The 24,629-nt window shown below is 56.4% G+C and carries 20 protein-coding genes; 4 read left to right on the top strand and 16 right to left on the bottom strand.

From position 1 onward, the window contains the following. Nucleotides 1-18: 18 nt before the first annotated feature. From ACTUHY_RS07330 to ACTUHY_RS07280, 11 genes are all read right to left on the bottom strand, one after another. The gene (locus ACTUHY_RS07330; protein WP_278674222.1) at nt 19-576 is read right to left on the bottom strand and encodes a hypothetical protein; all 558 of its coding nucleotides are present in this window, start codon (nt 574-576) and stop codon (nt 19-21) included. Between the two features lie 59 nt (nt 577-635). Further along, a complete protein-coding gene (pdxR, locus tag ACTUHY_RS07325) occupies nt 636-2,021 on the bottom strand; it encodes a MocR-like pyridoxine biosynthesis transcription factor PdxR (RefSeq protein WP_442827194.1) in 1,386 nt (461 codons plus the stop codon). A gap of 318 nt (nt 2,022-2,339) precedes the next feature. Continuing rightward, nucleotides 2,340-2,975: a V-type ATP synthase subunit D gene (locus ACTUHY_RS07320; protein WP_442827193.1), complete on the bottom strand. Its 636-nt coding sequence runs from the start codon at nt 2,973-2,975 to the stop codon at nt 2,340-2,342. A gap of 3 nt (nt 2,976-2,978) precedes the next feature. Then, a complete protein-coding gene (locus ACTUHY_RS07315; protein ID WP_442827192.1) occupies nt 2,979-4,370 on the bottom strand; it encodes a V-type ATP synthase subunit B in 1,392 nt (463 codons plus the stop codon). Further along, nucleotides 4,363-6,138 (bottom strand): V-type ATP synthase subunit A, encoded by a 1,776-nt coding sequence (locus ACTUHY_RS07310; protein WP_442827226.1) that lies wholly within the window; start codon nt 6,136-6,138, stop codon nt 4,363-4,365. Before ACTUHY_RS07310 ends, ACTUHY_RS07315 begins: the two co-directional genes overlap by 8 nt. A gap of 6 nt (nt 6,139-6,144) precedes the next feature. Further along, a complete protein-coding gene (locus tag ACTUHY_RS07305) occupies nt 6,145-6,471 on the bottom strand; it encodes a V-type ATP synthase subunit F (RefSeq protein WP_278675236.1) in 327 nt (108 codons plus the stop codon). A gap of 26 nt (nt 6,472-6,497) precedes the next feature. Further along, nucleotides 6,498-7,493: a V-type ATPase subunit gene (locus tag ACTUHY_RS07300; RefSeq protein ID WP_442827191.1), complete on the bottom strand. Its 996-nt coding sequence runs from the start codon at nt 7,491-7,493 to the stop codon at nt 6,498-6,500. A gap of 1 nt (nt 7,494) precedes the next feature. Beyond that, nucleotides 7,495-8,103 (bottom strand): V-type ATP synthase subunit E family protein, encoded by a 609-nt coding sequence (locus tag ACTUHY_RS07295; protein WP_442827190.1) that lies wholly within the window; start codon nt 8,101-8,103, stop codon nt 7,495-7,497. Between the two features lie 16 nt (nt 8,104-8,119). Next, nucleotides 8,120-8,596 carry a V-type ATP synthase subunit K gene (locus ACTUHY_RS07290; RefSeq protein ID WP_012937581.1) on the bottom strand — a complete coding sequence of 159 codons (477 nt, stop codon included), beginning with the start codon at nt 8,594-8,596 and terminating at the stop codon, nt 8,120-8,122. 14 nt (nt 8,597-8,610) lie between these two features. Then, nucleotides 8,611-10,455: a V-type ATP synthase subunit I gene (locus ACTUHY_RS07285; protein WP_442827189.1), complete on the bottom strand. Its 1,845-nt coding sequence runs from the start codon at nt 10,453-10,455 to the stop codon at nt 8,611-8,613. A 5-nt stretch (nt 10,456-10,460) separates the two neighbouring features. Beyond that, nucleotides 10,461-10,772 (bottom strand): hypothetical protein, encoded by a 312-nt coding sequence (locus tag ACTUHY_RS07280; protein WP_012937579.1) that lies wholly within the window; start codon nt 10,770-10,772, stop codon nt 10,461-10,463. Nucleotides 10,773-11,087: 315 nt separating this feature from the next. Between ACTUHY_RS07280 and ACTUHY_RS07275 the strand changes: the two genes are divergently transcribed. Next, nucleotides 11,088-12,329, top strand: coding sequence for an aminopeptidase (locus tag ACTUHY_RS07275; protein WP_442827188.1), 1,242 nt, complete (start codon nt 11,088-11,090; stop codon nt 12,327-12,329). A 43-nt stretch (nt 12,330-12,372) separates the two neighbouring features. Here ACTUHY_RS07275 and ACTUHY_RS07270 read toward each other — a convergent pair whose 3' ends face one another. From ACTUHY_RS07270 to ACTUHY_RS07260, 3 genes are all read right to left on the bottom strand, one after another. After that, the gene (locus tag ACTUHY_RS07270; RefSeq protein WP_442827187.1) at nt 12,373-13,767 is read right to left on the bottom strand and encodes an NAD-dependent succinate-semialdehyde dehydrogenase; all 1,395 of its coding nucleotides are present in this window, start codon (nt 13,765-13,767) and stop codon (nt 12,373-12,375) included. 169 nt (nt 13,768-13,936) lie between these two features. Continuing rightward, on the bottom strand, nt 13,937-14,728 hold the full coding sequence (gene ygiD, locus ACTUHY_RS07265; protein ID WP_442827186.1) for a 4,5-DOPA-extradiol-dioxygenase: 792 nt from the start codon (nt 14,726-14,728) through the stop codon (nt 13,937-13,939). 13 nt (nt 14,729-14,741) lie between these two features. Further along, nucleotides 14,742-15,725 carry an alpha/beta hydrolase fold domain-containing protein gene (locus ACTUHY_RS07260; RefSeq protein ID WP_442827185.1) on the bottom strand — a complete coding sequence of 328 codons (984 nt, stop codon included), beginning with the start codon at nt 15,723-15,725 and terminating at the stop codon, nt 14,742-14,744. 174 nt (nt 15,726-15,899) lie between these two features. Here ACTUHY_RS07260 and ACTUHY_RS07255 point away from each other — a divergent pair, with 174 nt between their 5' ends. Both ACTUHY_RS07255 and ACTUHY_RS07250 read left to right on the top strand, forming a co-directional pair. Beyond that, on the top strand, nt 15,900-16,439 hold the full coding sequence (locus ACTUHY_RS07255; RefSeq protein ID WP_442827184.1) for a PadR family transcriptional regulator: 540 nt from the start codon (nt 15,900-15,902) through the stop codon (nt 16,437-16,439). 141 nt (nt 16,440-16,580) lie between these two features. Then, nucleotides 16,581-17,528 (top strand): M23 family metallopeptidase, encoded by a 948-nt coding sequence (locus ACTUHY_RS07250; protein WP_442827183.1) that lies wholly within the window; start codon nt 16,581-16,583, stop codon nt 17,526-17,528. Nucleotides 17,529-17,571: 43 nt separating this feature from the next. Here the strand turns inward: ACTUHY_RS07250 and ACTUHY_RS07245 are convergent, their stop codons facing one another. Together ACTUHY_RS07245 and ACTUHY_RS07240 are read right to left on the bottom strand one after the other, a co-directional pair. Further along, on the bottom strand, nt 17,572-19,185 hold the full coding sequence (locus tag ACTUHY_RS07245; protein WP_442827182.1) for a putative polysaccharide biosynthesis protein: 1,614 nt from the start codon (nt 19,183-19,185) through the stop codon (nt 17,572-17,574). 127 nt (nt 19,186-19,312) lie between these two features. Then, nucleotides 19,313-20,161, bottom strand: a complete 849-nt coding sequence (locus tag ACTUHY_RS07240; protein ID WP_442827181.1) for a C45 family autoproteolytic acyltransferase/hydrolase — start codon at nt 20,159-20,161, stop codon at nt 19,313-19,315. A 137-nt stretch (nt 20,162-20,298) separates the two neighbouring features. Between ACTUHY_RS07240 and ACTUHY_RS07235 the strand changes: the two genes are divergently transcribed. After that, nucleotides 20,299-24,585 carry an acyl-CoA dehydratase activase-related protein gene (locus ACTUHY_RS07235; RefSeq protein ID WP_442827180.1) on the top strand — a complete coding sequence of 1,429 codons (4,287 nt, stop codon included), beginning with the start codon at nt 20,299-20,301 and terminating at the stop codon, nt 24,583-24,585. The last annotated feature ends 44 nt before the right edge of the window (nt 24,586-24,629 follow it).

The raw sequence follows: 24,629 nt of genomic DNA, 5'->3' as shown, positions 1-24,629 counted from the left end.
TGATCACTCCTTATCGGTTCATTGCACAGAAACGGCATAGCCGTTTTCCCCATCAGCCTGCAGTACCAGTACATGGGGTGCCTCCGCCAGGAAAAGGACGGCCTCCTGCTGCCGGATCTGGAGAGGGCTGTTGAACACATCCACAGGGGCAAAGCCCACCACAGGCAGCTGCCGGATGACGCCCAGGGAATCTTCCCCGATCACGGACACTTCATTCAAATGGGTTTTCCCTGTTCCCCGACGGCCATAGCTGAGTACTAGGATGTCTTGCTTCCCTGGACGGAAATCCAGTCGGTACAGGGCATATTCCACCCCTTTCTGCAGGGTGCACAGCCCTACTCCGTCTCCCACCTGCCAGCCCAGGACCAGGACCTTTTCCGAACCGGCAGCGCCAGTCAGGCTGGCACCGATTTTCTGGGGCAGTCCTTTGCGGAATTCCACCGTCAGGGGAGGCTGCAGCTGCCCGTTGGCGCTGAGGCTGTACCGGGGAGCAAAATACTGGGCTGCCTCCGCTCCCATGGGTCCTCCGATTCCCAAGAACATAGCCAGGAGTACGATCTCCCAGGCATTTTTCATACATCCACCCCCTGTTTTCCCTGCTCTGCAGGCATTTTCTGTATTCTTTTTATTATACCCTACTGAGAAGGGAGAATACAATTGTCTTTTCTTCTTCCCACCAATGCATCCCGCAGGGCTTCCACTCCTTGCTGGATCTTTTCTTCCGCAATCCCGGCAAAAGACAAGAGGAATTCCGGGGCCCTGCCAGCAGCTGTCCCCTGGACCGGGATAATCTTCACCCCATATGCCAGGGCCCGGTTCGCCAACTCATCCGCTGTTCCCGGCAGATCCAGGGCAATATGGAGGTGGAGCCCGGACCCATAGCTCAAAAGCTGTACCTGGCTTCCAAACACTTCCAGGAGTGCCTCCTGGAGTTTTTGGCTCTTGGTCCGGTACAGGCTCCGCAGCTTCCGGATATGCCTTGTGAGATGGCCTTCTTCGATGTAGGCCGCCAGGGCCAATTGTTCCACCGTGGAAGAAGTCTGGTTGTACCGGTCTGCCATAGCCCGATAGGCGGGCAGCAGCTTATCCGGCAAGACTAGGTAGCTGATCCGCAGGGAAGGCAGCATAGTCCGGGAAAAGGAGCCCAGATAAATGATCTGCTCCCGGTTCCCGAAACTATGGAGGGACGGCGTGGGCCGGTGGAGATAGCGGAATTCTCCATTGTAATCATCTTCCAGCAGATACACTCGTTCCAGCTGAGTGGCTACAATCAGATTGTTCCGTTCTTTTTCCGTCAGGGCCCGTCCCTTGTAGGGATTGGCTGGAGAAATCATCAAAAGACCCGGCCAGTCCCCTTTGGGATCCGCCGGATCGAAGGTGCGGATAGTCCATCCCATCAATCGGAAAATCTGTTCTGCCTGGGGAAAGCCGGGAGCTTCCAATCCCACGGCTTTCTGTTCGAGAGACAGCAAGGGCAGCAGGACCAGCAGCAAAGTCTGGAGACCGGCTCCCACCAGGATCTGTTCTGGACGGCATACTACGCCCCGGGAAGCATAACTGTACCGGGCCAGGACCTGCCGCAATTCCGGTTCTCCCTGGGGATCCCCGTACCCGGCGATAGAAGGCGGGTCACGGAGCACCTGGTTCAGGCAGCGCCGCCAGAGCACAGTATCAAAGGTAGAAGTATCGATGTAATTGTTAGAAAAATTATAACGGACTGCCAGTTTGGCCTTTTCCGTCACAGCCGCCGGCACCTCCCGGGATTCCCGGGGAACGTAGGCAGCGACTTGATAGCCGCGGTTGGGCAGATTGTCCACATACCCCTGATCGATGAGGATCTGATAGGCAGCCTCCACCGTGGTCCGGCTCAGTTTCAAGTCCCGGGTCAGTTTCCGGATGGAAGGAAGGAAATCTGGGGCTGTCAGATGCTGCAGCCGGATTTCCTCCCGAAAGTAATCGGCCAGCTGCCGATAGAGAGGTTCCTTCCCCGGCTGTGCCCGGAAATTAAAAGTAGTCAGCAAAACACGATGCTCCTTTCATCAAGTGGTTTCGGTAAAAAAACGGGGCTGTTGCGCATGCGCAACAGCCCCTAGTCGGAAGTCAGGAGTCTGAAGTCAGAAGTCTCAGGAAAGGATCCGCCTGTTTGGGCGCATCCTTTTGATTCTGTAAAACCAGAATCGAAATCAACCTGATAGGGCATTTCGTCCAAAGGTTTTACACATTCAAAAAATTTGCCTGCAAATTTAACATTCGGCTTCAAACTTCAGACTCCAGACTTGTGCCGCTATGCGGCTCTACAGCTAAGGGGTGTTGCACGGGACGTGCAACACCCCCGTTTTTTATGCCTGCTTCGCCATGATTTCCTTGGCTTTCATCAAGCGCACCGTACTGGCTCTTTCGTTTTCGCTGAGCTTCATGGTGATGTACTTGATGCTTTCCTTCATTTCCGGGATCATCACGTATTCCAGGGCGTTTACCCGCCGGCGGGTCTTTTCGATTTCATCTGCCAGCATATTGCAGGTCTTTTCCACTTCTGCCAGTTCCAGCAGATCCGGCAGGCAGGTGGTCAGTTCCGTCACCGCCGTGTCCAGTTCCCCGGTGGTAAAGGCGAAAGAATAAGGCACCTGGGCCGCATCATCCGCCGTAGCTCCCGTATAGGTCAAGGTGGGCACATCCACGCTCATCACATTCTTGCTCCCCACTTCGAATTCGGCACTCCGGGCCGGATACAGCAGGGCTTCGTTCATGGACAAAAATCCCATATGGGCACGGGCCACCACGAAATGGTGGGACACATTCTGGAGGGCTTTTTCCATCTTCAGCCGCAGTTCGTGGTTCCGGCGGATATAGATCATGAACTGCCGGACCATTTCGTCCCGTTTGTCTTTCAGCAGTTTATGCCCCCGGACAGCGGTGGCCAGCCGGCGTTTCAGCCGGGTCAGCTCCATCCGGGTAGGGTTCACGTTCGTAGCCATGGGTTATTCCCCCTTGCTGCCGTCCGCCGGTTTATAGTACTTATCCAGGTATTCATCCCGGATCCGTTTCAGCTCGCTGCGAGGCAGGATCCCCAACAGTTTCCAGCCCAGATCCAGGGTCTCTTCGATAGACCGGTTGGTCCGGTACCCCTGAGAGACGTATTCCTTTTCAAAGGCATCGGCGAATTGGGCATACAGCTTATCCACCTTGCTGAGGGCCGAATCCCCCAGGATGGTGGCCAGTTCCTTGGCCTGTTTCCCCCGGGAATAGGCGGCGAACAGCTGGTTCATGGTATCCGCATGGTCTTCCCGGGTCTTGCCTTTGCCCACCCCTTTATCCTTCAGACGGGACAGGGAAGGCAGCACGTCGATGGGCGGTGTCAGCCCTTTCCGGTACAGTTCCCGGGACAGGATGATCTGCCCTTCCGTGATATACCCGGTCAGGTCGGGGATGGGATGGGTCTTGTCGTCTTCCGGCATGGACAGGATGGGGATCATGGTGATAGATCCCTTCTTGCCCCGGATCCGGCCGGCCCGTTCATACATGGTAGCCAGGTCCGTATACAGATAGCCAGGGTAGCCCCGGCGCCCCGGGACTTCCTTCCGGGCAGCGGACACTTCCCGGAGGGCATCGGCATAGTTGGTGATATCGGTGATGATGACCAGCACGTGCATATCCAGCTCAAAGGCCAGGTATTCCGCCGCGGTAATGGCCATACGAGGGGTTGCGATCCGTTCGACCGCCGGGTCATTGGCCAGGTTGATGAACATCACCGCGCGGCTCAAGGCCCCGGTCCGGTTGAAGTCCTGCATGAAGAAGTTGGCTTCTTCAAAGGTGATCCCCACGGCGGCGAACACCACGGCGAACTTTTCATCAGTACCCCGCACCCGGGCCTGCCGGGCAATCTGGGCAGCCAGCTGGGCATGGGGCAGACCGGAACCGGAGAACACCGGCAGTTTCTGTCCCCGGACAAGGGTGTTCAGGCCGTCGATAGCACTGACCCCGGTCTGGATGAATTCGGAAGGATATTCCCGAGCCGCCGGGTTCATGGGTTCCCCATTGATGTCCTTGTATTCTTCCGGGATGATGGCCGAGCCCCCGTCAATGGGGTTGCCCATGCCGTCGAACACACGGCCCAGCATGGCAGGGGACACCCCCAGCTGGATCCCGTGGCCCAGGAACCGGGCCTTGGCCGTAGCCGGCTGCAGCCCCTGGGAATCTTCGAACAGCTGGACCAGGGCTTTGTCCCCGTCCACAGTCAGCACCTTGCCGTTCCGGACTTCCCCGTTCTGCTGGTGGATTTCCACCAGTTCGTCATAGGTTGCGCCTTTTACCTGGTCCACCAGCATCAGAGGGCCCACCACTTCACGGATGGTCTTGTAATCCTTACGCATTTTCTTCACCCTCTTCCGTCAGTTCTGCAAAGGCCTGCTCCAGATCCCGGTTCAGCTGGCCGAATTTTTCCTTCCGTTCCTTTTCAGGAATGTACTTGGAACGGCCGATCTGTTCCCGGATGGGCATGTCGATCAGTTTGTCCAGCTTCACATGCTTGGTCATGGCATCCAGGGCTTTTTCATACCAGGTGATGATCAGCTTCAGCATATCATACTGTTTTTCCAGAGAAGTATAGGTATCCACTTCGTGGAAGGAGTTCTGGTGCAGGAAATCTTCCCGAATAGACCGGGCACATTCCATGGTGATCCGGTCCTTGAAACCCAGGGCATCGATCCCCACCAGACGGACGATTTCGTTCAGGTTGGATTCTTCCTGGAGGATTTCCATGGCCGTCCCTACCAGTCTGGACCAGTCGGGAGCCACTTTGGCATCATAATAAGCCCGCAGCCGGTCGGAATACAGGGAATAGCTCTGGAGCCAGTCGATGGCCGGGAAATGCCGGGCATAGGCCAGAGCCGAAGACAGGCACCAGAACACCTTGACGATCCGCAGAGTGGCCTGGGATACAGGTTCGGAAATATCACCGCCGGGAGGGGATACGGCCCCGATGGCGGAAACTGCACCTACCCGGTCCTCCTGGCCCAGACATTCCACTTCCCCGGCCCGTTCATAGTATTCCGCCAGACGGGAAGACAGGTACGCTGGGTAGCCTTCTTCACCAGGCATTTCTTCCAGACGGGAGGACATTTCCCGGAGGGCTTCGGCCCAGCGGGAGGTGGAGTCAGCCATGATGGCCACTTTGTAGCCCATATCCCGGTAATATTCGGCAATGGTGATGCCGGTATAGATGGACGCTTCCCGGGCGGCCACCGGCATGTCGGAGGTATTGGCGATCAGCACCGTCCGCTTCATCAGAGGCAGGCCGGTGCGGGGGTCGTTCAGGGCGGGGAATTCATTCAGCACGTCGGTCATTTCATTCCCACGTTCGCCGCAGCCCACATAGACGATGATATCCGCATCCGCCCACTTGGCCAGCTGGTGCTGGATAACGGTCTTGCCGCTGCCGAAAGGCCCGGGCACAGCCGCCACACCGCCTTTGGCAATGGGGAACAGGGTATCGATGACCCGCTGTCCGGTAACCATGGGTTCTTCCGGAGGCAGCTTGGTCTTGTAGGGACGGGCCACACGGACCGGCCACTGCTGCAGCATGGGATATTCCTGCACATTCCCCTTGCTGTCTTTCAGTTTGTACACCGGGTCCAGGATGGTAGCTTCCCCTTCATAGACCCATTCCACGGTGCCGCTTTTGCCAGGAGGCACCATGATCTTGTGGAGCACGGCCGGAGTCTCCTGAACGGTACCGATCACGTCACCGCCGGAGACCTGGTCTCCCGGTTTGGCCACAGGTACGAACTGCCATTTCTTTTCCCGATTCAGTTTGGGGACTTCGATGCCCCGGCTGATCCGGTCTCCCGCCAGTTCATAGATTTTTTCCAGAGGACGCTGGATGCCGTCGAAGATGCTTTCGATCAGTCCGGGAGCCAGTTCCACGCTCATGGGAGAACCAGTGGATTCCACGGGTTCCCCCGGCCCCAGGCCGGCCGTTTCTTCGTAGACCTGGATAGAAGCCTTATCATCACGAAGCTCGATGACTTCACCGATCAGGCGCTTGTCACTGACGCGGACCATATCATGGAGCTGCACGTCTTTCATGCCTTCGGCGACAATCAGCGGGCCGGATACTTTCACGATCTTTCCACTCACGATTGTTCCCTACCCTTCCTTGAATAGAATATCGGCGCCTACTGCTTTTTCCACATTTTCCCGGACACGCTTCATGCCCAGTCCCAGGGATCTGTTCCCGGCAGGGATGGGGATGATAGCGGGAAAGGTAGCGGTAGCATATTCTGCGATCACCGCCTGGGCCTTCTGGGCAGCGGTTTCCGTAATATAGATCACGGCATAGCCTCCATCGGCCAGACGGTGGATCCTGCGCTCAATCTGTTCCTGTTCTTCCTCGTAGAACACGTCGAATCCTACGGCTTTGAAGATCATCACGGAGCTGGGATCACCGATCACTGCAATTTTCTTTTTATCCATCTTGCTGCCTCCCATGCTTCCTGTGATCAGGCATAGACACTGGGCAGCTGGGGTTCAAAGCCGCCCTGGATGGCTCCGAAGATCATCCGTAGGGCTTCCGCCTCGGTTTCCCGGGCTTCCAGATACCCGACGATGGGCCCCAGGGAATGGGTATCCCATCTGGCCCGGCGGAGGATCAGGCTCAGGCCCTCTTCCATCCGGCGGGCAATGACCCCCAGCTCATTGGTCTGTGCAAATTCATTGATGGCCTGGACCAGATCCGCTCCATGGCTTCCCTGGTTCAGACGGGCCCCCAGCTGTTCCGGAGGCACATCCATACTTTCTTCGAACACCGTCCGGGGAATCTCCCCGCAGTCCACCAGGACCAGCCGCAGCTGGGACAGTTCCCAATGGAGATTCTGGGCCCGGACCAGGCTGATGGTATTCAGGTAATCCGCCCACAGGGAAAAATACTTCCGGATGAAGCCGTCTTCCTTTTTCTGTTCCAGCACCGCCTTGACCTGACGGAACATAGCTCCGTCCAGCAGAGCGCTGAGCCGGAAAGGATCCGCTTCCCGGGCCAGGTCCCCTTCGATTTCGTTCAGGGTCTGGCAGTAGATGGGCGGCAAATCTTCATAATATTTGGTCTGGACCATATCCTTCAGGAGGTTCAGGTCGAAATTGCCTCCCTCCCGGAGGATGGCGTCCGCCTGGGTCCCCAGCAGCCGAGCCTTCAGCAAGCACTTCAGGTTGTGGGTATCCACCGGCAGCAGGAATAAACCAGTAAGTTCCGGATCCGGCGTCAGTTCCTGGATCCGTTTCCGGGTCAGCTGCATCTGGGCCCGGATGATCAGGTCGATCTCGCCCTGGGCCAATTCCTGTTCCGTGGCCACATTTTCCCCGTACCCGGTTTCCAGCAGCAGCTTCATAGCCGCCTTTGTGCTGTCGGCCTCCGCGATCCGCCGCAGCTGGGCTGCAGTGAGCAGATGGGTGGACAGGACGCTGATCCGGCCCAGAGCATATTCATAACTGGGCTGGGCCATCTTACTTCACCTCCGCGCCAAACAGGAGCTCTGCCACGCGGTATTCCTCCCCGGTCCGTACGTCTTCCAGCAGGGTAGCGAAGGAGCCATCATAATCACAGGTTTCCCCTTCGATCAGCACCCCATCAGCGAAATCCGCTGCTTTGTCCGACAAGGCCAGCGCCCCTTCCCGGCCCTGGGCCTTCAGCTCTCCATTGAGCCGGGCCAGGAATCCATTTTCATACCGAGGACGGTCCTTGGCCGGTACCACCAGCGTTTCACGGCCGGTAAGATCCGATCCCAGGACGATCCGCCCGATCAGTTTCTCCCACTGTTCCTGGGGCAGGGCTTCCAGCTGTCCGGCAGCCCGGTCAAAGGCTTCCTGGAGCACCTTCCGCTTGCTGGCCAGGTTTTCTTTCCGGCTCTGCAGTTCCGCGATCAGCTGCAGTCGGCCGGCCGCTTCTTTGGCATCCACCTGGGATTTGGCCTGGATTCCCCGGACCTCTTCCTGGGCTTTGGCCAGGATCTGTTCCTTTTCCTTCCGGGCTTTTTCCTTAGCCGCTGCTCCGATGGCTGCCGCGTCCTGCTTTGCTTCTTCTTCTATTTTCTGAATGATTTTGTCACCAGACACGACGGGTCACCCTTTCTTATAATTTGATCCCGTTCACCATGATGAAGGAAATCAGCAGGCTCAGTACAGCGTAGGTTTCTACCATAGCCGTCAGGATGATGCCTTTACCGGTTTCTTCCGGCCGTTTGGCAGTCAGATAGATACCGGAAGCAGCCACTTTCCCTTGATAGATGGCGGACAGCAGGCCGCCGATGCCCATGGGCAGTGCGGCAAACAGATAGGCCAGGCCCTGGAAGGTAGTCAAATCTTTTACATTCCCGTCGATGACCCCCAGGTTCAGGATGATGATGAAGGCGATCAGCAGCCCATAAATGCCCTGGGTACCAGGCAGGGCCTGGAGCACCAGCACGTTACCGAACTTATCCGGGTCTTCGCTGACCACACCGGAAGCCGCCTGCCCGGCGATCCCGACGCCGATGGCACTGCCAACCCCTGCCAGAGCGGCAGCCGTTGCTGCCCCGCCAAATGCCAGCGCTGTTCCTAAAGTAATCATAATGAAATCCTCCCTTATTTCGTAATGTCGGTATACTTGGTCCGGAGCGCCAAAGGCAGGAATGCCCGGCCGCCGGCTTCATAAAACTTGCCGAAGAATTCGATGTACTGCAGACGGCTGCTGTGCACGAAGGCACCCAGCACGTTGATGATGATGTTGAAGTAATGGCCTGCCAAAAGCACTAGAATGGCTGCCACGATGCCCACAGGGCCTGCGCTCCAGAGCATCTGGGCCACCGTGTTGATGACCATGGCGATGACCCCGGTAGCCAGTCCCAGGGCAAAGATCCGGGAATAGCTCAAGAGATCGCTCAGATATCCACTGATATTGTACAGGGTCAGGAGACCGCCCAGGAGACGGTTCACGATGCCCTTCTTTTCCCGTCCGCCGAAGAGAATGATGATCCCAGCACCCAGCCAGGCCAGGTACTTGCCCACAGGCCCCGGCACCAGCGCCATCAGGAAGAATCCCAAGAACATGATGAGCCAGCTGATCTGGTCACAGACCGCTCCCATCACATCCCCATCCCGGAGCAGCATCCAGATTTTTACCAGCATGCCGGCCACTAGATGGATGGCTCCCAGGCCGAAGCACAGGGCCAGCATCTTTAGAGGTTCCTTCATGGGGACGAACAGCAGAGGCTGCCATTCCAGGCCGAACCAGCCGCCGAACATGGCACCCCAGATAACGGTAGAGATGCTGCCAAAGAATATCACCATGGCCAGTTGCCGGGCAAATCCAGTGGGCCGGAATTTCTTCAGGGCAAAATACAGCATCACCGTAAGCACCAGGCCGTAGCCTGCATCGGACAGCATCATGCCGAAAAAGATGAAATGGAACGGAGCCATGACCAGATCCGGATCGATGGAACCAGCTTTGGGCAGGGAATACAGTTCCACTACGCTCTCGTAAGGTTCCACCAGCTTGCTGTTTTTTAGGACCGTAGGGGGGATTTCCCCTTCTGCCGGATCTGCAAAAGCCAGCTGATAAGCGTCGGTGACGCTTTGGACCACTTTTTCCACCCGCTGGCTCCGGTCTTTCCGCACCCATCCCTGTACCTTGAAGGCACTGACGGTTTCCACTCCGCCGTTCTGTAGACGGTCATGGGCAGCACTTAGCTGGTCGTAGTACAGCTCTACCTGCTGTTTCTGAGGGAGGCTTTCCCGGGTTTCCTGTCTCAGCCGATTGATCCGCCCTTCTTTTTCTTCCGCTTCTTGGAGCAGTTCCTTCCGGACATCCGCCGCCAGGCCGCTGCGCTTGGGTAGCACCGCCTCGCTGAAATCATGTTCCTTCAGCAGGTGCTTCACCTCATTTTCAGCGGCTTCATAAGCCAGCACCACCATTGCCTGCCCGTCCTGGGTCACCCCGTACAGGCTCACATCCGCCAGGAGGCCGCCAATGGCCTTCTGGAATTCCGGCAGTTCCTTTTCCGGCAGGAACCCCACATGGCAGCGAGTGGTTTCTGTAAAGCTCAGCTGTTCCAGGGGAATATCCAGCTTCAGCCAGGGATCCAGGCTTTCTGCCTGGGTCCGGAGGGCCGCCGCTTCACTTTCCAGGGAAGCGATCTTACTGGCAGTGGTATCCAATTCCTCCGTCAGTTTCCGGCCTTCCTGGCTTTCTTTCAGGAAATTCCCATAGGAAATGGCTTCCTTCTGGGGGAACAGGGGATTCTTGGCTCCATTCTGGACCAGGAACTGGAGTACCTGACCGGTTTTATCCAGCTGGGCACTGACTTTTTCTGATCCGGGAAGGGCCTTGCTTCCCGCTTCCGGTTCCAGCATCACACTCCCGTCCTTCTGGAGTGCCAGGAGCAGGGCATCGCGATCGGCTTTCAGGGCGTAGAGGGTCAGTTTTTGCATAGGGACTAACATTCGATCACGACCTTCTTCATAATATACTGGACCGCCGCATCCAGATTCTTCCGGGCTTCCGCCGCCTGGGCCTCATCCCGTTTCCGGTTTTCCGCCACCAGGGCATCGGCTTCCTGTTTAGCCTGGGCTTCCGCCTGGGCAATGGCTGCAGCAGCCTGTTTCCGGGCTTCCGCAATCAGGGCTTCCGCCTCTTTGTGGGCTTCCGCCTGGGCGTCCCGTACCGTATTCCGGGCTTCCAGAGTGGCCTGTTTCTTCAGGTCATCCGCCTTCTGCTCGGCATTTTTGATGTCTTCCAGCATGGACATGGTATCACCACCTTTGCGCAGGGAAGGCAGATGCCTTCCAGATTGGTAAGAAAAGGATAAAGAGCAGTAACCTATATAGTATTTCAACAAAAAGAAAAAAATCCCTGCTGAAACACTATAAAAACATTATACTATACTGTATTCGATTTTGTAACAAAAACTTTTCTTATTTTCGTCTATTACAATCTTCTTTGTTCCATTCTTTGATAATTTTGTAACGTATGATACAGGGAAATCGCAAAAAAGCCTCTTCCTGCTTTTTCCTTCCCATGTTTTCCTGTATAATAAAAAACAGTCTAAAAAGGAGTGATTTCCATGGATATACAAGAAACCCTGACCCGACAGCTGCCCCTGTACGCCCGGGTCCTGCTGCAAAAAGGGATCTGCCTCCAGAAGGACCAGATCCTGGTGATCAATGCCCCGGTGGAAGCCAGCCGGTTCGCCACCCTACTGACGGAAGAAGCCTATAAGGCCGGGGCTGCCCAGGTGGTGTTCAACTGGTACTGCAACGGGACCACCCGGCTCCGGTATGAGTATGAAACCCAGGACAAGTTCGAAGTTGTCCCCCACTGGCGCAGTGGATTCAATCTGGATTATTACCGGAAGGGTGCCGCTTTCCTGAGCCTGATCTCCGCCGATCCCTACGCCATGAAGGGCATCGACCGGAAAAAGATCATGGCCTGGCAGAAGGCTTTCCACCAGGCGGTGAAGGAATATTCCGACGGGATGATGGCTTCCAAGACCAACTGGCTGGTGGCCGCCGTCCCCAGTGCGGTGTGGGCCAAGCTGCTGTACCCGGCGCTGCCGGAACAGGAAGGCATGGACAGGCTGTGGATCCGGCTGCTGGATGCGGCCCGGTGTCTGGGCGAAGATCCTTTGGCCGACTGGGACAAGCATCTGGCGGAACTGAAGCAGCGCCGGGAATGGCTGACGGCCCAGCAGTTCACTGCCCTGGAATATGAAAACAGCCAGGGCACCCATCTCACTGTGGGCCTGCCGGACCGCCACATCTGGCAGGGTGGGGCTGAGAGCACCGCCCGGGGCTTCCTGTTCAACGCCAACATCCCTACGGAAGAAGTGTATTCCGCGCCTCAGGCGGACCGGGTAGACGGGGTTGTGTACAGCACCCGTCCCCTGGTGTACAGCGGGAACCTCATTGAAAATTTCCGTCTCACCTTTAAAAGCGGAAAAGTTGTAGAAGCCACGGCGGAAAAGGGAGAAGAAGTCCTGAAAGACCTGCTGAAAATGGATGACGGTGCCTGCCGGCTGGGAGAAGTGGCCCTCATCCCCTACCATTCTCCCATTTCCCTGATGGATACGGTTTTCTACGAAACCCTCCTGGATGAAAACGCCTCCTGCCACCTGGCCCTGGGGGACGCCTACCCCACCTGTGTGGAAAAAGGAGCGGAAATGGACGAAGAAGGCCTGAAAAAAGCCGGACTCAACGATTCCATGATCCACGTAGACTTCATGGTGGGCAGCCCAGATCTCACCATCACCGGGATCCGGAAAGACGGGACAAAGGTGCCCGTGTTCATCAACGGGGATTGGGCATAAAAAAAGAAGGGGCTGTTGCTCACGCAGCAGCCCCTTTTGGCTTTTACTTCCCGTGCCGTTCCCATACGGCCTGGGGAATGAATACCAGATGCTGGTTCACGAAGGTGTCGAACCCGCTCCGAGACAGTTCGTGTCCGTAACCGGAATTCTTCACACCGCCGAAAGGCAGTTCCGGCAGGGAGGTCCAGCCATGGTTGATGAAGCTCATCCCGGTTTCGATCCGGGCCGCCACCCGGCCGGCATGGTCCATATCGCTGCTGAACACCGTATTCCCCAACCCATAGCTGGAATCGTTGGCCAGGGCAATGGCTTCCTCTTCATCCCGGACTTTGTACACCACACCCACCGGACCAAAGACTTCTTTGTTGTACAGAGGATTGTCCTTCGTCACATCGGTCAGGATGGTGGGCATCACGAAGTAACCGGGGCTCTCGATGGGCTGGTGCCCGTACACCACCCGGGCGCCGGCCTGGACAGCCTGATTGATGGCCGCCAGCACATCCCGCTTGGCCGTGGCGGAGGACAGGGGTGCCAGTGTGGTGGCCGGATCCATGGGATCCCCCCATTGAGCGGATGCAAAGACTTCCGTCAGATCCTGAAGGAACCGGTCATAGTTCTTTTCCGTCACGATGAACCGTTTGGAAGAGACGCAGACCTGGCCCGCATTGTACAGCCGGGCGGCGAACAGCTGGGATTTCACTTCGTCCATGTCCGCATCATCCAGGACGATGAAGGCATCATTGCCTCCCAGTTCCAGGGAAGAAGGCTTCAATGCCTTTCCAGCATGTTCCGCCACGGAAGAACCGCCCCGTTCCGACCCGGTCAGGCAGGCTCCGGCCACCCGAGGATCTTCGATAATCCGAGAAACCTGATCATAGCTGGCAAACAGGTTCTGGAAAGCCCCTTTTGGAGCCCCGGCTTCCCGGACCAATGCCTCAAAAGCCAGTGCGGATCCAGGGCAGTTGGAGGCATGTTTCAGCAGCAGCGGGTTCCCGATGATGAAGTTGGGGGCGAACACCCGCATCACCTGGTAGAAGGGGAAATTCCAGGGTTCCACCGCCATGATCACGCCCCGTGCCTGTTTCAGGATATAGGCTTTGCCAGCCGGGGTTTCCACCGGTTCCCGGGCCAGGAATCCATCAGCCTGGTCCGCATAATATTCAGCGATGGCAGCACAGAGCGCCACTTCTCCCTGGGCTTCCACAAACAGTTTCCCCATGTCTTTGGTCATAATTTCTGCATACCGGTCCAGATCCCGCCGGAGCAGGGCAGCCACCTGGCGCAGGATAGCTTTCCGGCCTTCCACATCATTGTCTTTCTGCCAGGCCTGATATTGTCCATAGGCCCGTTCCAGGGCTTCTTCCACCCCGGCATCGGACAGACTCTCATAGGTACGGAGCACTTCATTGGTATACGGATAAATAGTCTGATAAGCCATCATCGATCCTCCTTTAATTGTCTAAATGTATTTTTATCGTTTACAGTTAACCATATTATACGATACTTTTAAAAATAATACAAGTCATTTTTAGATAATTTTTATCGATTATTATGTGGGATAAAAGAAGGGGTGTTGCACGTTGCGCGCAACACCCCTCTCTTCACTCTTATCCCTTCATCCCCCAGGCATATCCGGTCATAGCCATGTATCCCAGGTTGCAGATTTTGTTGAACACCTGGGCCCGGTCCGTGCCGGCGGCTCCCAGGCATACCAGGAGTGGCAGGTAATGATCCGGGGTGGGTACGGCGTACCCTGCATCCGGATGGGATTCGAACCCGATTACCTTAGCCGTGTCTCCCTGGAGCACTGCTTCCGTGATATAGTCGTTGAACCGGAGGGTGGCGGCGGAACCTCCTGCATTCTCCCATTCCACTTTCCGGAGATTGTGTACCACATTCCCGCTGCCCAGGATCAGATATCCTTCTTTCCGGAGAGCGGCCAGTTTCTGTCCCAGGGCAAATTCCTCCGCATGGGAAATGTCCCCGTCCACAGACAGCTGGACCACCGGAATGTCGGCCTTGGGGAACATGTGGACCAGCACCGTCCAGGCCCCGTGGTCAATGCCCCAGTCGTCATTGACGGCCACGGCAGAGCCTAGCAGAGCCTGCACCTTTCGGGTCAGTTCTCCATCTCCTTTGGCGGGATACTTCACTTCATACAATTCCTTGGGGAACCCGTACATATCGTAGACCTGCCGGGGTTCCGGGGCGCTCTGGACAAAGGTCCCGTGGGTATACCAGTGAGCGGATACCATCAAGATGGCCTTGGGCCGGCCAAACTGGCTTTCCACCGCCCGGCCGATCCGGTCCATCCCTTCTGTGATTGCATTGTGTTCCAGGGCAATCATGGGACTGCCGTGGCCGGAAAACACCACCGGCAAGATTTTCTTTTCTTCCATGTTTTTCCTCCTGTTATTTCAGATACCGGTCAAAGAAATCCCCAATGACATGGAGTACCTTATCCTGGACCCAGTATACGCCGCCATGGGCAGCCCCGGCAACCTCGTACCGTTCCGCCGGCACCCCCTTGGCTTTCAGGGCCTGGTACAGCAGGTCCGTCTGGCCCGGGGACACCACCTTGTCCGCCGTCCCGTGCATCAGCAGCATGGGCGCACTGTTTTTCCCGATGTAGGCAATGGGGTTGGCGGCCTCCGTAGCTTTGGGATCGGCCAGGACCCCTCCGTCCTTCCCGCCGAACACCGGGCTGCCGTTGACCCACAGGGCTTCCGTGGCCCCGGCGGACTGGTGCCGTTTCTGGTTTTCCGGGCTGTAGTCCATGCCCACCCGGCTCAAGTCCGACAGACCATAGAGATCCACGGCACAGTTCACCTGGCTGGATTCCTGGAGGTTTTCTCCCTTGTCAAAGGTCCGGGTACCGCTGGTAGTCCCTGCAAAAGCGGACAGATAGCCACCGGCACTGCCTCCCACGATGCCAATCCGGTTTTTGTCGATGTTCCATTGGTCCGCATGAGCCCGAAGATACCGGATGGAAGCCTTTACGTCTTCCAAGGGTTCCGGGAACCGGGCGGTAGGAGCCACCCGATAGGTGATGCTGGCCACCACATAGCCTTTTTCCGCCAGGTAATTCCGCAGCTGGACCCCATTGTCCTTATTGGCGTTGATAAACCCGCCCCCGGTCACAAAGACAATGGCCGGCATGGGAGTCTTTTTCTGAGGCTGGAGCAGATCCATGGCCATGGGCACATTGGGATAGCCCCGGCTGGGTACCTGTTCATAGACCACTCCGGAAATTTGCTTCACTTCCGTTTTCACCGGAGTCACGTCCAGAGTCTTACTAGGATAATGTTCCGCCGCTTCTGCCCCGGAAAATCCCGTCATGCCCAACAAAAGCAAACTGGACAGTACCAGCCGGCTCATTTTTCCATTGATTTCCATGGCAATAACCTCCTGCTTGATCAAACAGCCTTCCGTTCATCAGAATCCAAAAAAGATGTAAATATTTACATATTCGTCTGTTGCCATGAGTGTAGCACGGACCAGATATACTGTCAATATTTACAGTTCAAATTTATTCTATGATATAATACATCCAGAGAAAGGAGCGGTTCCATGGCAAAAGAAAACACACTCCGGTATGTGCTGCTAGGCCTTTTGGCCAAACAAGACCTGACCGGTTACGACATCAAGAAACTCTTTGAACAGGAAGTGGGGGATTTCTGGTGTGCCCGGCACAGCCAGGTGTATCCGGAACTCCGGAAACTGGAAGAAAGCGGGCAGATTACCAGCTATACCGGCACCGTGGGCACAAAGCTCCAGAAAAAATACTACCGCCTGGCCCCAACCGGCGAAAAACGGCTCCAGGAATGGCTGGTTCAGCCTTTGGGAGATATGATGCCCACCCGGGATGAATTCACCATGAAGCTGTATCTGATCCGCAGCCGGAAGGATCCCCAGCTTCGTCAGCTGTTCCAGGCAGACATCCGCCGCCACGAAGAGCACTTGGCTCACCTCCGACTCCGCTGGCAGCTGCTGTTTTCCACCCAAAAAGCCCAGGAAAAAGACTGGGGCCACGCCTTGATCCTGCAGGAAGCCATCCAGCGGGAAACCCAGAAGCTGGCATGGGAAAAGAAGCAGTTGGCAGAGATTTAACAATTTGTAAATTTTTTGGGTAAACAGTTGAAGGCTCCAGATTTTCGCGCTAAAATGTTGACTCGGTAGTCAAAGTGTGCAGAACAATCGAAGAGTTGTACAGGACGTGCCGCTGGCACGTCCTGTTTGTAAGGAGCAGGTATGGAAAAGAAAGAACTGAAGGAAAAATTGAAAGGATTCCTCCCTTCCGGCCATCTGGTGGGAGCCGGTTTCTCTTTCCAGTGGAAGGATGCCGACGGCCAGATCCAGGAATTCCAGGCGGGGCCCAAGCTGCTGATGGGCTTCTGCGGGGCCTTCCTGGCCAGTCTCATGGGACTGGCAGTATGTGCCGGACTGCTGTTCAAGGCCTGGGATGAACAGACGGAACTGGCCAACTACCGGGCGGACTATGGAGTCTATACGGAACGGCTGGCCAAGCTCATGGACGACAATGAAAAACTCCAGCGGGAACTGGCCCAGGTGGTCCAGGTGGAAAACGCCGTCCGGGAAAAGCTGTCCAAGGACGGAGTCAAGATCGGTGAACAGGCCGTGGACAAAAAATCCAAGGAACTGGACAAAGGGGGCCAGGGTGGCTCCACCACAGCGGACCAGCTGACGGTGCTGGAAGTCCAGGATGAAATCAACTGGAAGAAGCTGGCCTACAAGAAGGAGAACCTCACCAACATGCTGCTGGCCCTTTCCAATACCGGGGACGGCACCTACGGCTGGCCCGTCAGCGGAGGGGAGATCAGCTCCTTCTTCGGTCTCCGGGCGGATCCTTTCGGCGGTGGCAGTGATTACCATCCGGGCATCGACATTGCCGTAGATTACGGGACACCCATCAAGGCGTCCTCCACCGGGACCGTAGAAGAGGCCCAGTGGAACGGGGGCTACGGCCGGTTCGTCAGCATCGACCACGGCAACGGACTCACCACCTGCTACGGCCACATGAGTGCCATTGCCGTGCAGCCGGGACAGACCGTCCGCCGGGGAGATGTGATCGGCTATGCCGGCAGCAGCGGCTACAGTACCGGCCCCCATGTACATTTCGAAATCCGTCAGAACGGGAACCCTGTGAACCCGCTGAATTTTGCCAGACCGGTGGGATAAAAAAGCTGTGAAAAAATGATTGCTTATTTTTTCACAGCTTTTTTTATAACAATTTCAGTTTCTTCCCCAGCGCCACCATTCTCCTTCCCAGGAAGGGGATCTGGTACAGCTCTTCTTCCGGCATGGTCTTCAGCACTAGGAGTAGGATTCCATAGACAGGGATGGCTACAGCCATGCCTCCCAGGATGCTCCAAGCCCCCCAGTTGGGGACCAGGGCCAGGAATCCCTTCACCGCCGCCCCCATGGACGCTGCCGCCAGAGCAGTTTTCCCCAGCTGCTTCAATTCCAGGGAGAAGCCGGTGTACTTTTTAATGAAGAAAAGGTTCAGGACGGCAGCGATCCCGATATCGGCCACCGTAGCCCAGGAAGACCCCACGATTCCCAAAGAAGGAGTCAGGTTCCAGTTCAGCAGTACTTTGGATACTGCCGCCAAGATCATATTGAACACGGGGATCTTGGTCTTGCCCAGTCCCTGGAGGATCCCGGTACTCACCTGATGGAGTCCCAGGAGGAAAATGGCCCAGCTCATGGTCGCGATGGAAGGTCCAGCTTTGGGAGCGTTGTAGATCAGAGCCGCCACCCGGCCGCCCAGTACATGGAGGCCGATGCTGCAGGGGATGGTGATCACTGCCGCCACAGAAAAGGCCGTAGCCACTTTTTCCCGGATCCCTTCCGTATCTTCCAGTACCCGGGATTCACTGATGGCCGGCACCAGACTGATGGACAGCGCCGCCGTCAGGATGGTGGACATATTGATGAGAGGCACCGCCATACCGGTCAGATACCCGAACAGGGTGGTGGCTTCGGACATGGACCAGCCCCCCACCATCAGCCGCCGGGGCACGATCATCATATCCAGATTAGACACGATGGGCAGCATCAGGCTGGACATGGAAACCGGCAGAGCCAAGGCAATCAGACGTTTGATGATCTTTCCGGCCGGTTCCTGCTCCGCCTCAGGAACTTTTTGTTCTCCTTGAGGGAAGAACTTATGCTTCAGCCGGAAATAGAACACCTGGAGGAGCAGCAGGCCGCACAAAGCGCCGGCCCCGGCTCCCATGCTGGCTCCAGCTGCCGCATAGGTCAGGCCGTAGGGCATCAGCAGGTAGGAAAAAGCGATCATGGTGACCACCCGCACCAGCTGTTCCGTGATTTCCGAGCAGGCCGTAGGCGTCATGATCTGCCAGCCCTGGAAGTACCCCCGGAAGCTGGACAGGAAGGTTACGAAGAACACCGCCGGAGCCAGGGCGATGATGGAATAATAGGCTCGGGGATCGGGAATGATCCCGGAGGTGACCAGCCAGTGAGCCATCCCCAGGAGACACAGGGAAAAGAAGAGCCCAGTGCAGAAAAGCATCCGCAGGGAGACCCGGAACACCCGCTGGGCCCCGGTATAGTCTTCTTTGGCCACTTTTTCCGCGGTGATGATGGAAATGGCCACCGGGATCCCAGCGGAAGAAACGGTGATGGCCATCAAATAGATGGGGAAACCCATCTGGTACAAGCCGATGCCTTCGCCTCCCATGACTCGGGAGAGGATGACCCAGTTCAGGGCTCCGATGACCTTCACCACGATACTGGAAATGGTCAGGATCAGAGTCCCTTTCAGGAATTTTTTTGTTTTGCTGTTGGCGGGAGTTTGTCCTTGCTGCTCCATGCTATCCATCCTTTATACCGCCAGCTGGAGGGAAAATCCCTATGCGGCTCCTTCCAGCCTGCGTTGTTTCACTGTAATTGTATTATTTTATCATATTTTGGCAGCTAATGGGCATTTCTCCCATTGCTCAGGGAAATAAATGTTCTCCATCCAACTGGTATACATCTTCTCGGCCCTGATCTTCTGGGCTGTAGCGGATCTTGACGAAGATATCCGGCCGAACTCCCGGATGCAGCCATACACCAAAAGAAGCCAGTGTCTGCGGTCCGTCCGGCCGGCTCCCCAGCCGCCAGAGGCTGTTATCCGGTCCTTCCGTCCTATTCTGGCTGTAGCGGATCAAATCTTCCAATATATAAGGGGTCTGTTGGCTTTCCAAGAGATCTTCGATCCGCTGATACCGATGTCGGGCCGAAACGGTCTCTTTCAAGTTCAGCCGCTGGAACTCTGGGCTCAGATAAAAATTGGTATGGGCTAAAGTCCCGTTGCAGACCCGGCGCACCGCCACTTGGTCCTGATCCCCCACTTCCACCCAGGCCAATTCAGAAGCATCCGCCAGCAGCAGGAATTTTGGGCCGCCCAAATCTGTCCCGCTGGCCAGGGCTTCCTCCACCGTACCGCAACTGCCCAGCAGCCGTTTCAGCGCTCCTTTTCCCCAAGGGCCCATGGCCAATCGTTCCTTCCGGGGGATACTGCTGGCAGAAGCGGAAAATACAGCCAATCCTGCCTCATTTACCCCGCCCTTGAGAGCCATATGGCCTTCCGTTCCCCCATAGATCCCGTAATACCGGTAACGGGGACCCTGGACCAGCCGCATTTCCTGATACTCCGGACGCCAGTCCCGATTCTTCACAAGCAAACTGCCTCCTCCTTGGACCCGGCTGCCCTGGGCTCCGAACAGCGTACACCCCCAGACAGTGGCCGCCGGGATCCAAACGCTCAAAAAAATTAGGATGATCCTTTTTACGGAAAAATCCACGTTCCCCACATCTCCTTCCTTTTTCCCTTCCGTAATTGTATCACAGCCTTCCCTTGATTCCTACGGAAACCCTCAGGCCACTCTGGATTTTTACCCCATATGTGCTATAATGGATACACTTTAAGATGAGGTGCATTATGAGTACGTATCGTGTAGGTTTAGACATCGGGTCCACCACGTGCAAGATCGTCGTGCTGGACAATCATTCCCATGTGGTGTTTTCCCGCTACAAGCGGCACCAGGCCAATGTAGCCGGGGTCCTGCGGGAAGAACTGAAGACTTTGCGTTCCCAGATCGGCGGTGCCAGCCTGAAGCTGAAGATCACCGGTTCCGTGGGCATGGGAGTGGCGGAAAAATTCCAGATTCCCTTTGAACAGGAAGTGATCGCCGCCACTAAATTCGTCAAAGCCAAATATCCGGACGTGGCCACCCTGATCGACATTGGCGGAGAAGACGCCAAAATCGTGTACATCAAGGCCGATGGAAGCTGCGACCTGCGGATGAACGGCAACTGCGCAGGCGGCACTGGGGCCTTCCTGGACCAGATGGCCGTGCTCCTGGGGATTCCCATCGAACAGCTGGACGGCTTGGCAGAAAAGGCCCAGCATGTCCATTACATTGCCTCCCGCTGCGGCGTTTTTGCCAAAACAGACATCCAGAACCTGCTGGCCAAGAACGTGAGCCGGGAAGATATCGCCATTTCCATTTTCCACGCAGTGGCGGTCCAGGTGATCTCCACCCTGAGCCACGGCTGCACCATCGAACCCAAGATCCTGCTCTGCGGCGGTCCTCTGACCTTTATGCCCGCCCTGCGGAAAGCCCTGATGGACTGCCTCCAGATTCCCTATGTGAATTTCGTTGTGCCGGAAAACGCCAATCTGATCCCGGCCTACGGGACTGCCCTCAGTGCGGCAGATGCCCCGTCCATCTCCTTTGACCAGCTGGTAGAAAAATTGGAAAGCGCTCCCAAAGTGGCCGTCCGTTCCGATGACATCCTGCCCCCCATCTTCCAGTCTCCGGAAGACTATGCCACCTGGAAAAAGGCCAAGGAAGCGGATGCCATCCAGCTGACGCCCCTTACGGCGAAAACGGACGGGGTCTATGTGGGCATCGACTCCGGCTCCACCACCACCAAGCTAGTGGTCACTGATGATCAGGACCGGATCCTCTTCACCCATTATGGACCCAACAGTGGCAATCCCATCGGCGCCGTCCAGGACGCCTTTGAAGCCTTTTATGCGGAATGCCTGAAGGTGGGAGCCAATCCCCGGATCCTGGGCAGCTGCTCTACTGGCTACGGGGAAGACCTGATCAAAGCCGCCTTCGACCTGAAGACGGGCATCATCGAAACCATCGCCCATTATCTGGCGGCCCGGAAGATCCACCAGGACGTTTCCTTTATCCTGGACATCGGAGGCCAGGACATGAAGGCCATTTTCGTGGACCACGGTGTCCTGAATCGGATGGAACTGAACGAATCCTGTTCCTCCGGCTGCGGCACTTTCCTGGAAACCTTTGCCAAGGGGCTGAATTATTCCGTCAGCGATTTTGCCAAACTGGCCTGCGAAGCCAAGGAACCCTGTGACCTAGGTACCCGGTGCACGGTGTTCATGAACTCCAAAGTGAAGCAGAGCCTCCGGGAAGGGGTCACCATCGGGGATATTTCTGCCGGTCTGGCCTATTCCGTCATCAAGAACTGCCTGTACAAGGTGCTGAAGCTCCAGAACACCCATGACCTGGGGAACGATATCGTCCTCCAGGGGGGCACCATGAAAAACGACGCCGTGGTCCGGGCCTTCGAACTTCTGACCGGCACTACCGTCCACCGGAGCAACATCCCGGAAATCATGGGAGCCTACGGCTGCGCCCTGTTTGCCCGGAGCCGGGCAGAAGGAGAAGCCACCCTGGACGATATGATCCACGTGGCCAATTATACCGACAGTCAGCTCCAATGCCACGGCTGCGAAAACAACTGCCTGATCAAGAAATATAATTTCAGCAACGGCAGCATCTACTATTCCGGGAACAAATGTGAAAAATTCTTCACCAACAATGGGGAAGACCATAAACCTGGGGAAAACATCTACGACTACAAATACAAACTGCTCTTCGACCGTCCGGTGAAAGAGGATGCCCAGCGGGTCATCGGGATCCCCCGGTGCCTGAACATCTACGAAGACTACCCCTTCTGGCATGCCCTGTTCACCACCTGCGGGCTGAAAGTCCAGCTGTCCGACCCCTCTACCTTCAAGAATTATGAAGGAGGGATCCACGATGTAATGAGCGACAACATCTGTTTTCCGGCCAAGCTGGTCCACGGCCACGTCAACAACCTGATCCGGAAGCGGGTGAACCGGATCTTCATGCCCTATGTGATCTACGAACGGCAGGATGACAAGCGGCAGCTGAACAGCTACAACTGCCCGGTGGTCTCTGGCTATTCCGACGTGATCAAAAGCGTGGTGGATACGGAGATTCCCATCGATTCCCCGCCCATCAACTTCCAGGATGAATCCCTTCTGAAGAAACAGATCCGGAAATACCTGAGCTACATCGGCTTCGACCGTTTCACCGCGGACAAAGCCCTGAAGGCAGCCCTGAAAGCCCAGGAGGAATACGGCCGGGCCATCAAGGCCAAAAATGAGGAGATCCTCCAGAAGAGCCGGGCCAACAAACAACTGACCATCCTGCTGGCTGGCCGGCCCTACCATACGGACCCTCTGATCCAGCACAAACTCAGCGAATCCATTGCAGCCATGGGCATCAACGTGATCAACGAGGACCTGGTCCGGGACGACAGTTCCATCACCATCGACGATTCCTATCTAGTCCGGCAGTGGGCCTACATCAACCGGATCTCCAAGGCGGCCGACTGGGTGGCCCGCCAGGACAACAGCGTCCACTTCATGGAAATGACTTCCTTCGGCTGCGGTCCGGATGCCTTCCTCCAGGACGAAGTCCGGGGCATCCTCCAGCGCCATGGCAAGGCCCTGACCCTGCTGAAAATCGATGATGTATCCAACATCGGCTCCCTGAAACTTCGGGTCCGGTCCGTGGTGGAAAGCATCCGGTACAACCGGGATGCCAAATTCGAAGCTACCCCCTTTGAACAGCCGCCCCGTTTTGAAAAGAACATGCGGGACTACACCATCCTGGCTCCTTATTTCACCCCGTTCATTTCTCCCCTCATCCCTTCGGTGATGAAGAATGCCGGGTTCCATGTGGAAACCCTGCCAGAAAGCACGGTCCAGAGCGCGGACCTGGGGCTGAAATTCGCCAACAACGAAGTCTGCTATCCGGCCACCCTGGTGGTAGGGGACTTTATCCGTGCCCTCCAGTCCGGGAAATATGATCCCGCCCATACAGCCGTGGCCATTACCCAGACTGGTGGCCAGTGCCGGGCCTCCAACTACTTCGGGCTGATCAAGCATGCCCTGATTGCTGCGGGCTTTAAAGACACTCCGGTGCTGTCCCTGGCCACCAGCAAGAATATCCAGAATGACCAGCCGGGCTTTGCCATCAACTGGTTGAAGATTTCCCGGATCACCGTTTCCACCGTGCTGTTCTCCGACTGCCTGGCCAAGTTCTTCAACGCCTCCGTAGTCCGGGAAACCGTCAAAGGCAAAGCTGCGGAACTGAAGGACAAATACCTGGAACTAGCCAAGAAGGAAATCGAAGCCAACAGCCCCAGCGGTCTCCAGAGACTGCTGAAGGAAGCGGCGGCAGAATTCAACGCTTTGGCCAAGCCGGACGTGCATCTGCCCCAGGTGGGGATCGTAGGGGAAATCTACCTGAAGTTCAACGCCTTCGCCCACAAGAACATCACCAGCTGGCTGATGGATCACTCCATTGAAGTGATGCCTCCTCTGCTGACCCCTTTCTTCATGCAGGCTTTCGTAAACCGAATCACCAACCGGAAGTTCGGCCTGGAACGGCATCACATGCCGAACCTGATCGTAGATGCCCTGTACATGTGGGTCACCAAACAGGTGAAGAAATTCAATGAAATCGGGGAAGAGTTCCGGTACTTCACCCCCATCGAGGACATCTTCGACCTGGCCAATGACGGGAAAACCATCATCAACATGGCCGCCCAGTTCGGGGAAGGCTGGCTGCTGCCAGCAGAAGTGGTGAACTTCGCCAAGCACGGCATCGAGAATGTGATCAGCCTCCAGCCTTTCGGCTGCATTGCCAACCACATCATCTCCAAAGGGATCGAAAAGAAGATCAAATCCCTGTATCCTCACATGAACCTGCTGAGCCTGGACTTCGACAGCGGGGTCAGTGACGTGAACGTAACCAACCGGCTGCTGCTGTTTGTGGAAAACATCCGCACCAGCGCGGCTCCGGTACCGGTTGAAAAGAAAAAGAAAGAAGAAAGTTTCTTTGACGAGAACCTGGCAAGACGGGAGATTATGATTTAAGGAAAAGGCCTGCTGCGCCGGCAGCAGGCCTTTTTGCTATTCCC

The sequence above is a fragment of the Acidaminococcus nyctereutis genome (genome assembly GCF_052216985.1).
Classification (GTDB): domain Bacteria; phylum Bacillota; class Negativicutes; order Acidaminococcales; family Acidaminococcaceae; genus Acidaminococcus; species Acidaminococcus fermentans_A.
The sequence above is the reverse complement of the archived record's forward strand: the minus strand, read 5'-3'. Positions and strand labels throughout refer to the sequence as shown.